The 11242-nt window shown below is 68.0% G+C and carries 10 protein-coding genes and 2 pseudogenes; 3 read left to right on the top strand and 9 right to left on the bottom strand.

Going from position 1 to position 11242, the window contains the following annotated elements:
* Positions 1-91 precede the first annotated feature (91 nt).
* Positions 92-313, top strand: a pseudogene (locus PV350_RS21880) (IS701 family transposase); the annotation flags it as partial.
* A 202-nt stretch (positions 314-515) separates the two neighbouring features.
* Here PV350_RS21880 and PV350_RS21875 read toward each other — a convergent pair.
* From PV350_RS21875 to PV350_RS21855, 5 genes and pseudogenes are all read right to left on the bottom strand, one after another.
* Positions 516-1568: pseudogene (locus PV350_RS21875) on the bottom strand (IS256 family transposase).
* A gap of 446 nt (positions 1569-2014) precedes the next feature.
* Complete coding sequence (gene mca / locus PV350_RS21870) at positions 2015-2896, bottom strand: mycothiol conjugate amidase Mca (RefSeq protein ID WP_500335519.1); 882 nt, start codon at positions 2894-2896, stop codon at positions 2015-2017.
* Positions 2897-3079: 183 nt separating this feature from the next.
* Positions 3080-4588 (bottom strand): MFS transporter, encoded by a 1509-nt coding sequence (locus tag PV350_RS21865; RefSeq protein ID WP_500335517.1) that lies wholly within the window; start codon positions 4586-4588, stop codon positions 3080-3082.
* Between the two features lie 180 nt (positions 4589-4768).
* Positions 4769-5104 (bottom strand): glutamate-cysteine ligase family protein, encoded by a 336-nt coding sequence (locus tag PV350_RS21860; RefSeq protein ID WP_500335527.1) that lies wholly within the window; start codon positions 5102-5104, stop codon positions 4769-4771.
* Positions 5105-5170: 66 nt separating this feature from the next.
* Positions 5171-5734 carry an NADPH-dependent FMN reductase gene (locus PV350_RS21855; RefSeq protein WP_500335515.1) on the bottom strand — a complete coding sequence of 188 codons (564 nt, stop codon included), beginning with the start codon at positions 5732-5734 and terminating at the stop codon, positions 5171-5173.
* A 139-nt stretch (positions 5735-5873) separates the two neighbouring features.
* On the opposite strand from PV350_RS21855, the gene PV350_RS21850 reads away from it, so the two are divergent.
* Complete coding sequence (locus PV350_RS21850; RefSeq protein ID WP_500335513.1) at positions 5874-6419, top strand: MarR family winged helix-turn-helix transcriptional regulator; 546 nt, start codon at positions 5874-5876, stop codon at positions 6417-6419.
* A gap of 782 nt (positions 6420-7201) precedes the next feature.
* Here PV350_RS21850 and PV350_RS21845 read toward each other — a convergent pair.
* The 4 genes from PV350_RS21845 to PV350_RS21830 form a co-directional block, all read right to left on the bottom strand.
* Complete coding sequence (locus tag PV350_RS21845; RefSeq protein WP_500335512.1) at positions 7202-7903, bottom strand: SDR family oxidoreductase; 702 nt, start codon at positions 7901-7903, stop codon at positions 7202-7204.
* Positions 7904-7952: 49 nt separating this feature from the next.
* A complete protein-coding gene (locus PV350_RS21840; RefSeq protein ID WP_500335510.1) occupies positions 7953-8561 on the bottom strand; it encodes a DJ-1/PfpI family protein in 609 nt (202 codons plus the stop codon).
* A 20-nt stretch (positions 8562-8581) separates the two neighbouring features.
* Positions 8582-9139, bottom strand: coding sequence for an enoyl-CoA hydratase-related protein (locus PV350_RS21835; protein ID WP_500335508.1), 558 nt, complete (start codon positions 9137-9139; stop codon positions 8582-8584).
* Positions 9140-9568: 429 nt separating this feature from the next.
* Positions 9569-9997: a MarR family winged helix-turn-helix transcriptional regulator gene (locus PV350_RS21830; protein WP_500335506.1), complete on the bottom strand. Its 429-nt coding sequence runs from the start codon at positions 9995-9997 to the stop codon at positions 9569-9571.
* Between the two features lie 85 nt (positions 9998-10082).
* Here PV350_RS21830 and PV350_RS21825 point away from each other — a divergent pair, with 85 nt between their 5' ends.
* Positions 10083-11168 carry an ABC-2 transporter permease gene (locus PV350_RS21825; RefSeq protein ID WP_500335504.1) on the top strand — a complete coding sequence of 362 codons (1086 nt, stop codon included), beginning with the start codon at positions 10083-10085 and terminating at the stop codon, positions 11166-11168.
* Positions 11169-11242 lie beyond the last annotated feature (74 nt).

Genomic DNA, 11242 nt, shown 5'->3' with positions numbered 1-11242 from the left:
CATCAGGGCTTGCTTGAGCCGTGTGCTCGGACAACGGGCCCGCACGGTTCTGAGGGGGGACCGCCGCAGCAATGTGGCGGTCCTACCCGACCAGGCCGCGAAGAACGAGTGCGGCCTGGACCAGTACGAGGTCCGCCGCTACACCGGCTGGTACCGGCACATCACCTTGGCCATGCTCGCCCACGCATTGCTCGCGGCCACCGCGACTCGGGCGGCGGCACAGGGGATGCAGAGACGGTTCCGGCACCCTGGTCCCACTCACCGTGGCAGAAGTCCGCCGGCTCCTGGCAACTCGCCGCCCGCCCCAACCTGACCGGCCGCTTCGCATCCACACGGTGAACTGGTCGCTCTGGCGACGCAGACACCAGGCCATCGCACGCCACTGCCACTACAAGCGACGACTCCACTCGTTGGAGGGGCAGTCCGGCAAGACCGCCCCAGACCAACAATCCCCGCCCTACACTCCGAACAACGCCTCTCACCAGGCACGAGCGGTGTAACCAGGGTGGTTGGGGTTATTGGCGGGCTGCGGAGAGTCGGCCGTCGAAGGTGATGTCGAAGGCGTTCAGGGCGGTCTTCCAACGCATGGTCCAGCGGGCCTGGCCTTTGCCGGTGGGGTCCAGGCTCATGATGGCCATGTAGACGCACTTCAAGGCGGCGGTCTCGTTCGGAAAATGCCCACGGGCCTTGACCGCCCGGCGGATCCTGGCGTTCACGGACTCGAGCGCGTTCGTGATGCAGACGATGCGGCGAATCTCGCTGTCGAAGCGGAGGAACGGGGTGAACTCCTCCCATGCGTTCTCCCAGAGCCGGACGATCGCCGGGTACTTCTTGCCCCAGGCACCGGCGAACTCGGCGAACCGCTCGAGCGCGGCCTCCTCGGTCGATGCCGTGTAGACGGGCTTGAGGACACGAGCGATCTTGTCCCAGTCCTGGCGGGCCGCATAGCGGAAGGAGTTCCGCAGCAGGTGGACCACACAGGTCTGCACCGTGGTGCGGGGCCAGACGGTCTCCGCCGCGTCGGGCAGGCCCTTGAGGCCGTCGCAGACGAGCATGAGGACGTCGTTGACGCCTCGGTTCTTGATCTCGGTGAGGATGTGCATCCAGTGCTTGGCGCCCTCGCCGCCGTCGTCGGCCCACAGACCCAGGATGTCCCGCCGACCCTCTGCAGTGACGGCCAGAGCCACGTAGATCGGCCGGCTGGCCACGGCGCCGTCGCGGATCTTCACTCGAAGGTGCCGTCCCGGTCACGGGGCACGGAAATCTCAACCGGTCCGACCTCGGTGAGCACGGTCTTGCCGCGGGTGCCGTTGCGGGAGTTGCCGCCGTTCTTGCCGGCCGGGTCGTGCTTGTCATAGACGAGGTGGTCGGTGATCTCACCTTCCAGGGCGGACTCCAGCAGCCGCTTGGTCAACTGCTGCAACAGCCCGCCCTCGCCTGTCCGCTGGAGCCCCTCAGCCTGGGCCCGCCCCACCAAACTCGTCGATCAGGTGATCGTCCACGGACTTCGACGGCTGCAACACAGCCACCTCAGCGGACTCGGGCTCGGTCACGTTATCGCTGGTCATCGGTGCATCTTCCTTGATCAGGAGTTACACCGAACGTTTTACACTCCCGGTGGCTGGCCCGTGTGGTCATGAGGTGAGGGCGAGGTCGTCCCGCGGTTGGCGTGCGGGCCCATCCCGCGTACGGCCGCCCGGGCTCGCAAGACAGCCTTTGGGTAACGCGTCGGACTGCAGCCCCTGTGATCAAGGCGCAGGGACTCAATCGAGCGTCGGGTAGCCGACGAAGCAGGGAGGCATCCACGACGAGCGAGCCAACTCGCGCGCACTCCACACGTCATCCCGGCGTGGGCAACAGGCTGGCGCTCCTGTTCAGGTCTGCCGGCGGGACTGCTCCGCGCGGATCGGTCCTTTGAATGCCACCTTTCTGTGTCAATAAGGAACGATCAGAGAGGTCCCGTTCTTTGTACACCCCCGTCGACAGTTGGAATCGGCCACCAAGAGCGGACAGGTCAGACGGTGACGCGGGCGGTGATGCCGACGAACAGGTCGTCCTCTGGGAGCGAGGTGTCGACCAGCGAGCGGGCCAGCTCGTATTCCTCGGTCGGCCAGACCTCGCGCTGGACGTCGAGCGGCACCTGGAACCACGGGCCGTCCGGGTCGATCTGGGTGGCGTGGGCAATCAGCGCCCGGTCGCGCACCTCGAACCAGTCGGCGCAGTGCACGCGTGTGGTGAACTCGCGGTCGTCGCGGCCCTCCTTCTCCCAGGCGGCGATCCACTCGCCGTACGGGGACTCGTGGCCGTGCTCGACCATGTAGGCGTGGAGGGCGCGGATCCGGGCCATCGACATGCCGTGGTTGTAGTACACCTTGAGCGGCTGCCAGGGTTCACCGGACTTCGGGTAGGCATCGGGGTCGCCGGCTGCCTCGAAGGCGGCCATCGTGATCGTGTGGGTCATGATGTGGTCGGGGTGCGGGTAGCCGCCGGTCTCGTCGTACGTGGTGATCACATGGGGACGGAACTCGCGGATGAGCCGAACCAGCGGTTCGGCCGCCATCTCCAGCGGCTCCAGTGCGAAACAGCCTTCGGGCAGCGGGGGCAGCGGGTCGCCCTCCGGCATGCCGGAGTCGACGAACCCCAGCCAGGCCTGCCTGACGCCGAGAAGCTCCCGCGCGGCGTCCATCTCATTGCGTCGCACCTCGTGAATGTTGGCCTCGATCTCCGGGTCGCCCTGGAGCTTCGGGTTGAGGATGGAACCGCGCTCGCCGCCGGTGCAGGTGACCACCAGGACGTCCACGCCCTGGGCGACGTATTTCGCCATGCTCGCGGCGCCCTTGCTGGACTCGTCGTCCGGGTGTGCGTGGACCGCCATCAGCCGCAACTGCTCTGTCAACGTATGTTCCTTCCACATCGCCCCGCTGCCGGGCGGGTGTCTTAAGCCGGGGCCCTCCGACCGGGCAGAGGGCCACTCGGCGGCCTGCCATGTCCGCCATGGCGGTGAGATGTTGGTGCGTATCCGTGGCTGTGCGGTCCCTCCAGGCCCCCACGACAGGTTTCCGCCGGACTACCCGGCGCGTCAGTGGGCGACCACCGGCACCGCCGGCTCGTCGTCGGCGCCCTCGCTGCCCGCGCGGCCGGCGTCGACCAGGGCCAGGACGATCAGCGTGGCGATCACCAGCATGCCGACGGCGAACCAGATGGCGTGGGTGTAGCCGTGCACCACGCCCTGCAGCTGGATCAGTTGCCGCTGCGGCTTCGTCGCGGCGCCAGCGATGTGGTTTTTGACGTACGAGGTCGTCGCGGAGGCGGCGACCGTGTTCAGCAGGGCTGTGCCGATCGCGCCGCCCACCTGCTGCGAGGTGTTGACCATCGCGGAGGCGACACCGGCGTCCCGGGGCTCGATGCCCTGGGTGGGCAGGGACATGGCGGGCGTGAACGTCGTACCCATGCCGAGACCGAGCAGCAGAAGCGCCGGCAGGACGGTCGAGACGTACGACGCGCCGACCTCCATTTGCGCCAGCACGACCATCCCCGTCATGGCCACCACGTAGCCGGGACCTATCAGCAACCGGGCCGGGACACGGGTCGCCAGCCGCGTCCCGATCTGCGTCGAGCCGATCATCATGCCCGCCACCATCGGCAGGAAGGAGAGCCCGCTCTTGACCGGCGAGTAGCCCTTGACGACCTGCAGGTAGTAGGTCAGGAAGAGGAAGGTGCCGAACATCGCGATGACCGCGATGCCGAGGGAGAGGTAGACGCCGCCGCGGTTGCGGTCGGTGACCACACGAAAGGGCAGCAGCGGGGCCTTGACCTTGGCTTCGGTGACAACGAAGGCGAGCAGCAAGACCACCGATGCGACGAACAGGGAGATGGTCGTGGTGTCGTCCCAGCCGTCGGACTCGGCACGGGTGAAGCCGTAGACCAGCGAGACCAGACCCAAGGTGGACAGGACGACGCCGGGGATGTCGAGCGGAGAACGCATGTGGCCGCTCTCGGGCTCACGAACGACGACGAAGGCACCGGCCGCAGCGACGATCGCGAACGGGACGTTGACGAAGAACGTCCAGCGCCAGTCCAGGTATTCCGTGAGCACACCGCCGAGAATGAAACCCACGGCACTGCCGCCACCTGCGATCGCGCCATAGATCCCGAACGCCTTGGCGCGGTCCTTGGCGTCGGTGAACATCACGGCGAGCAGAGAGAGCGCGGCAGGGGCGAGCAGGGCACCGAAGGCGCCCTGGAGGGCGCGGGCGCCGAACATCGTCGCGCCGGTCGTCGCCACGCCACCGAGCACGGAGGCAGCCGCAAAGCCGATCAGGCCTATGACAAACGCGCGCTTGCGGCCCCACAGGTCGGCCACCCGCCCGCCGAACAGGAGCAGACCACCGAAGGCCAGGGCGTAGGCCGTGACGACCCACTGCCGGTTGCCGTCGGAGATGCCCAGGTCGGCCTGGGCGGAGGGCAGGGCGATGTTCACGATGGTCGCGTCGAGGACGACCATCAGCTGGGCCAGCGCGATGAAGACGAGCGCTTTCCAGCGGGCGGCATGCGCGTCGCCGGGAGCCTGGAAGGCTGTTCGAGACATGAAGGTATCCACTTCGGGACTTCGTGAGGGAAGGCCGGCTGAAGGTGCTTGAGGGGTGCCCCGAAGGGATCGCCGCTCTCCGCGCGGGCCTCCGCCGCGGAAGAGGTGACTTCCTTTCCCGCGACTCACGCTCCCGTCGTCGCGCTCGGAGTAGCCCCCAGACACCCGTCCCGTGCCCGCTCAGGGCGTGAGGTCGATGATGCGAAGCGGCATCCCGCAGACGGCCTGCCGCGCGGACAGCCGTCCGCTGGGCCGGCCGTCCTCGGTCGGGGAGTTGGCGAGTGCGGCTACGCAGACGCGGCCGACGCGGTGAGCGAGTTCCCAGCGGTGGCGGTGGCGGTGGCGGTGGCCGGAGAAACGGGGGAGTTCGCCCCCGCCCTCCAGGTTGATCCGGACGGCAGCGGTGCGCCGCATGGTGACGCGGCCCGATGGGCCCCGCGGTCGAAGAACCTCTCCGTTGCGGTCCGGTGGCGGGCATGGCGAGCCGCTCGGGCGAGTCCCGGAACTGGAACGCAGCCCGTTCCGGGACTCGCCTGAGGATGGACGGTCTCTCCGTCGCCCGCATTCCGACGGGCGAGGGCGTCAGACCCGGACGGTCTTGAGGGCGCGGGCCCAGGACTCGAGCTGGTCGAACAGGGCTGTCGCGGCAGCGTCGTGCTGCTCGCCCGGCTTGAAGACGGAGAAGTTCTCGAAGTCGGTGAACAGCGAGAAGGACAGCTGCTGACGCACGTGGGCCAGCTGCAGTTCGCTGGCCACGCCCCGCAGGTGCTCGATCGCCCGAGCGCCGCCGAGCGAGCCGTAGGAGACGAAGGCGGCGGCCTTGTTGTTCCACTCGCCGTACAGGTAGTCAATCGCGTTCTTGAGCACACCGGAGGTGGAGTGGTTGTACTCGGGGGTCACGAAGATGTACCCGTCGAACTCGGCGATCTTGGCGGCCCACGCCTTGGTGTGCTCACCCTGGTACTGACCCATGGCCGGGGGGATGGCCTCGTCCAGGTGGGGCAGCGGGTAGTCGACGAGGTCGACCAGCTCGTACTCGACGCCGGTACGGGCGCCGGACCGGTCCACCACCCAGTCCGCGACAACCTTGCCGTTGCGGCCGGGCCGCGTGCTGCCGAGGATGACGGCGATCTTCAGGTCACTCATGTGGTCTTCTCCTTGATGGGCCGCCGATGCAAGCCCGGCCCTTTCACTTGAACTTTCATGTCACACCCTAGGACATCGACTCATGAACATTCAAGTGCGAGCGTGGCTCGTGAACGTTCATGCCAGATAGACTCCCGGCATGCCTGAACAGCCTCCGCACCCGAACGATCAGCGCCGCTGGCTGACCCCGGCGGAGCAGGAGACATGGCAGCAATTCGGCCTGATGATGCACAGACTGCCCACCGCCCTGGAAGCGCAGCTGCAGCAGGACGCGCACCTCAGCTACCTCGAGTACTACGTCCTCGCCGGACTGTCCGAGCAGCCGGGACACCGCATGCGCATGAGTGACCTGGCCGTCCGGGCCAACTCCGAGCAGTCCCGTCTCTCCCACCTGATCAGCAGACTGGAACGCCGGGGTCTCGTCCGCCGCGAACCCGACCCGACCAACGGCCGCTACACCCAGGCGATCCTGACCGAAGGCGGCTATGCCCATCTCGCCGATGCCGCCCCAGGACACGTGGCCCGCGTACGCGACCTCGTCTTCGACGTCCTCGACTCCGCCGAACTGGACACCCTGCGCACCGCCGCCGAAAAGATCAACGAGAAGATCGACCTCTGGGAGCAGCAGACCAGCCCCCGCAAGAGCACCACCCCTCGACCACCACGGCGGGACGTCACCCCGTGATGGCCCTCGATCCGTGCAACGCGGGGCATCCGGCGCCGCACGGATAACACGGGCAACAACTGTCACGTCGACACCGCTGCGTCCGGGCAAGCGGGCGGGCGGCAAACGCACGGGCGCGGGACACCGCGTAGACACACCAACGGCCCGTCCCGGACGTTCAAGGCAGACCGGACGGACACCGCGGAGCGGTGCGATCGGCATCGGCAGACCCCCTGTTGGGCGGATCCGCGCGAGCCTGCGGCCGAGGCGGTGAAGTGAGACGCGGGGCGTCACACCCGGGTTCGGGTGACCTTGACCACCAAGACCGTTGGCCGGTCGGGGATCTCCTACTAATCTGGCGACGCCGACGCCAACACTAAGCCCGCATCAGCCACTACAAACGACGTGGCTACGCACCACCCGAAACTGCCCACCCGCCACGGCAAAGACCGAGAAGTACGGGAACTGGCGAGGCGTCTACAACCGACTGCCGGATATGGGCCGTTGATGGCACTTGGGAGCGGGTGTTCACGGCTCTGATGGCCGAGGCCGACGCCGACGCCGACGCCGACAAAGAGCTCGGCTGGGTCGTCTCGTGTGGACTCCCCAATCGTGCGCGCTCATCAGCACGCCGCCGGTGCCCGCCACACGTGCTGCTGGCAGGAGTGGCGCTCCGTAGCCAGGCGCCCGGCTCGGGGATACGCGGTTGCAGCGCGCCCGTTTCCCGGCAGATGCGAGCCCCCGCACACAGACGCTGAGACCATGCGTGCAATAGCCCCGGCTGAGAGAGGGCGATGGGTTCCTCAGGCCGCCAGCTGGGGGTACAGGGCGGCAAGATCCGCTGCCAGGCCTGCCTTGACCTGACGGGAGCGCTCGTCGGCCAGCACTTCGTAGGCATCGGCTTCGATGCCGTCCAGCGCCTGCTCCGCGACGCTTTCGGGTGACGTCTTCGGGGAGGCGACGTGCGCCGCCAGGTCGGTGTCCACGTACCCGACGTGCAGCCCGGTGACGTTGATGCCGCGCGGCTTCAGCTCCAGCCGCAGCGAGTTGGTCTGAGACCAGAGAGCGGCCTTGGAGGCGCTGTAGGAACCGGCCAGAGCGATCCAGGACAGGACCGAGTGCACGTTGAGCAGGTGGCCGCCGCCGTTGGCCTCGATGACCGGGGCGAAGGCCCGGGTCATCGCCAGGGGGCCGTAGAAGTTGGTCTCGAACTCGCGGCGGACGTCGTCCACCGGGGAGGCCAGGAACGAGGCCCCGATGGACCCACCGGCGTTGTTGACCAGGATGGTGACGTCCTGTGCCTGTTCCGCGGCGGCGGCCACCGACGTCGGGTCGGTGACTTCCAGGGCCAGCGAGACCGCGCCCGGATGGGTGATGGTCCGGGGATCACGGGCGGTGGCGTACACCTTCTTCGCCCCTCGGTCGTACAAGGACTCGACCAGGGCCCTGCCGATGCCCCGGCTGCCTCCGGTGACGAGGACGGTCGAACCTGCGATCGCAGTCATGGGTCTGCTCCCATCGTGTGGCGGATGCCGATCGGTTGATCAGCGTTGGTCAGCGCAGGGCGGCCTCGCCCGCGTGGACGGCGCGCAGGGCGCGCTCGACGGTCTCCTGGCTCTCCCCCACCGGAGCCACGTATCCGAGGACATCGCGGACGGCATCGTCCCCGAGCATTCGGCTGATGACCCATGCGGCGAGGTACTGGGATGCCAGGCAGCCTCCCGCGGTGGCGATGTTCCCCTCGGCGTGGAACGGCGCGTCCAGCACGGTGACGCCCGCGGCTTCGACGAAAGGCCTGCTCTTGATGTCCGTGCACGCCGGCATGCTGCCGAGCAGCCCGAGGCGCGCCATTACCAGCGCACCGGAGCACTGGGAACCGATCAGCTGTCGCGAAGGGTCGGGTTGCAACATGGAGATCAGCCGGTCATCGGCGACCACGTCGCGTGCCTTGACCCCGCTGCCGATCAGCACGACGTCGGCCTCGCGCATGAACTCCATCGGGCGCTGCCCGGTCACCTCGACGCCGTTCATCGACGCGACCACCGGCGTCGGCGTCGTGATGAAGGCTTCCAGGCCGTCTTTGCGGCACCGGTTGATCAGTGCGGAAGCGATGAAACTGTCGAGCTCGTTGAACCCGTCGAAGGTGACGACTGCTACCTGCATCATGGCTCCTTTGGCGTGTGTCATCGGAGACTCAGTCTCCCTGGCGCGCTGTCACGCATCGATAGCCAATCAGCAGGTGATGGCATGTTCGCCGAGCTCCGCCTTGCGGGTGCCGGATCAGCGGCGTCCGAACCGCTGTAGCGACGAGCGCTGATCACGGCCTCGTGCGCGATGCGCAGCGTCATCCGCGACTGGATGAGGGCGGCCATGCCGGGCGTGAACCGGATGCCGATGTCGGCCTCGGACAGGCCCCAGTAGCCACGGTCGGCACGCATGACGCGGAAGTCGTCCGCGAGGGGGAACATCGCACCGGCAGCGAAGGGGTGCCCCTGCAGCGTGGCCACGGTGATCCCCGCCAGGGACAGCACGCGGGCGAAGAGGCCATGGACGCGGGTGCGGCAATTCTCGTGCTGGTCGGCGTGGGCGTCCAGCCACTCCAGGTCAAGGCCGTTGGAGTAGAACCTGCCCGTTGCGGCGGCCACCGCGGCGCGCGGCCCTTGGGCCTTCCCCGCCTCGTCCAGGTCGACGTCGACGGATGCGAGTACGAAGACGTTGTCCTGGCGGTCGAGGGTAGGCATGTGCCCTCCTGGGGGTCGCGCCAACCTCATGTCCGGGTCGGAGCCTTGATGCATCAACCCTGTGTGCTTCTGGCAGAGAACGGAATTATCGAGTCGCTCCCACCGGTGTGACCGCAGCGGTCACAACCCTGCCGTTGATCAACTTCCGCGTGAGGTGGTCGACGAGGCCTGGACTGTGCCGATGTCCACAAGGACGGGCAGGCCGTCGATGTCTGGGCTGCCGGCCTGCCGGTAGGCGAGGCTGCCTGATCACACCGCCGGACGGCCATCGACCGGTGCGACGGCAACCGCTTGGCGCCCGCGAGCGCGCAGGCCCGGGCGGCCCTGCGCCTGGAGCGAGAACTCGCCACAGGCTCGGCTGCTGGGAGTGTCCATGCGGAAGAGGCTGCCCGATCGGCGAGCACGGGCACGGGTGGCGGAAATTCTCCGTCAGTGGACGTCGGCGGCGTTGTAGCGCCGCAGGTAGACGGCCAGCTGGGCCAAGTCGGCGTCGTCCCAGTCGGTGAACCGCTCCCGGAAGGAGGAGCGGCGCTGCCGGTTGGCCTCCTTCAGCTGGTCCAGGCCCTTCTCGGACGCCTTGAGGATCTGCCTCCTGTGGTCGTCCGGGTCGGTCTCGCGCACGATCATGCCCTCTGCCTCGAGCATGGCGATCTGCCGGCTGACGGTGGACTTGTCGAGCATGAAGTGCGCCGCGAGGTCGGCGGCGTGGCAGCTGCCGTTCCGGTGCACGTGGTCGAGCATGTTGTGGGCCACCAGTGTCAGCTCCCGGTGGAGCTGGACGGCCTTCTGCCGGGCGCGGCGGGCGAATGCGGTCAGTTCACGCTGAATGACGTCCGTCGACGCCTGACGGTCGGGCATGGCGGGGCACTCCCTTCTTCACTGGTTGCAGCATGCAACCCAATTCATATGTACGTTACAACTACCCAGTGAAGGAGAGCACGTAATGAGCACCCACCGTCTGGCCGGAAGGCGGCCGACAACGACCAGCACATCCCGTACCGTCCGGCATGTGGTGGTCCTCCTGATCACCCCGCTGCTGATGTGCCTGGGCATGGGGCTGGCCTACCTCGGCGCCTTCCACGCACCGCATGCACAGGGCCTGAAGGTCGCCGTCATCGGCACCTCGCCGCGAGTGCAGCTGCTGGCCCAGACGATCAAAGACAAGGCCGGTGATGCGCTGGACGTCACCACCGAGCCCGACCGGGCCGCGGCTCAGCGCCGGATCATGGACCGGGACCTGGTCGGCGCCTACGTGCCCAGCGTCAGACACCCCGAGCTGCTGGTCGCCAAGGCCAACTCCGACACCTCCGCCACCGCCGCGGAGATCGTGTTCACGACCGTGGCCGGCAAGCACGACGCGCCCCTCCACGTCACCGACCTGTCCCGGCTCTCCAGCGGCGACCTCACCGGCCAGGGCCTGTTCTTCCTGCTGGTCGCACTGACCATCGGCTCCAACGCCGGCGTCGCCGCCATCAGCGCCGCCGGTGCCGCACTGCGTATGGGGACCCGGGCGGTCATCGGCGTGGTTACCGCGCTTGCGATGAGCGTCATAGCGGCGGTGCTGGCCGGGCCGGTCTTCCACATCGTCGACCACAACCTGCCCGGGGTGTGGGGCACGGCCTGGCTCTACTCGGCCGGCATCCTCACCATCGGCATCGCCCTTCACACCTTCCTCGGGCGCTGGACGACGGCGGTCCAGATGGTGCTGTTCGTGATGCTGAACTTCACCAGCTCCGGCGGCATCCTCCAGCCCGCGCTGCAGAACGGCTTCTTCGGCGCGCTGCACGCCTTCTGGAATGGCGCCGGCTTCGTGGAGGGCGCACGCAGCCTGCTGTACTTCGACTCGACGGGTTTCGGCGGCCGCATCCTGTCCCTGGTGTTCTGGCTGGCCGCGGGAGCGCTGCTGATGACTGCCGCAACGGTCACCGAGCACCGCGCCGCCCCGGCCCTGGCCTCGCCGGCGAACCGGCAGCGGGACACCGAAGAGGAGACGGCCGAGGTGGACCTGGGTGAAGCCGTCGCCGCCTAAGGGGAGGTGCAGAGCCAGTTCGCCGCGTTGGTGGTCGGGGCAGTCGGATGGGCAACGACGTCTTTCCCGATTGC

It is taken from the genome of Streptomyces sp. PA03-6a (genome assembly GCF_033792765.1).
In the GTDB taxonomy this organism is placed as follows: domain Bacteria; phylum Actinomycetota; class Actinomycetes; order Streptomycetales; family Streptomycetaceae; genus Actinacidiphila.
Note: the sequence above shows the minus strand (reverse complement) of the source record. Positions and strands in the feature narration are given on the sequence as shown.

What these genes read in the sequence shown, in the direction of transcription:
- PV350_RS21865 (WP_500335517.1), bottom strand. Translation starts at nt 4,588, where the DNA reads ATGTCTCGAACAGCCTTCCAGGCTCCCGGCGACGCGCATGCCGCCCGC.
- PV350_RS21855 (WP_500335515.1), bottom strand. Translation starts at nt 5,734, where the DNA reads ATGAGTGACCTGAAGATCGCCGTCATCCTCGGCAGCACGCGGCCCGGC.
- PV350_RS21850 (WP_500335513.1), top strand. Translation starts at nt 5,874, where the DNA reads ATGCCTGAACAGCCTCCGCACCCGAACGATCAGCGCCGCTGGCTGACC.
- PV350_RS21845 (WP_500335512.1), bottom strand. Translation starts at nt 7,903, where the DNA reads ATGACTGCGATCGCAGGTTCGACCGTCCTCGTCACCGGAGGCAGCCGG.
- PV350_RS21840 (WP_500335510.1), bottom strand. Translation starts at nt 8,561, where the DNA reads ATGCAGGTAGCAGTCGTCACCTTCGACGGGTTCAACGAGCTCGACAGT.
- PV350_RS21835 (WP_500335508.1), bottom strand. Translation starts at nt 9,139, where the DNA reads ATGCCTACCCTCGACCGCCAGGACAACGTCTTCGTACTCGCATCCGTC.
- PV350_RS21830 (WP_500335506.1), bottom strand. Translation starts at nt 9,997, where the DNA reads ATGCCCGACCGTCAGGCGTCGACGGACGTCATTCAGCGTGAACTGACC.
- PV350_RS21825 (WP_500335504.1), top strand. Translation starts at nt 10,083, where the DNA reads ATGAGCACCCACCGTCTGGCCGGAAGGCGGCCGACAACGACCAGCACA.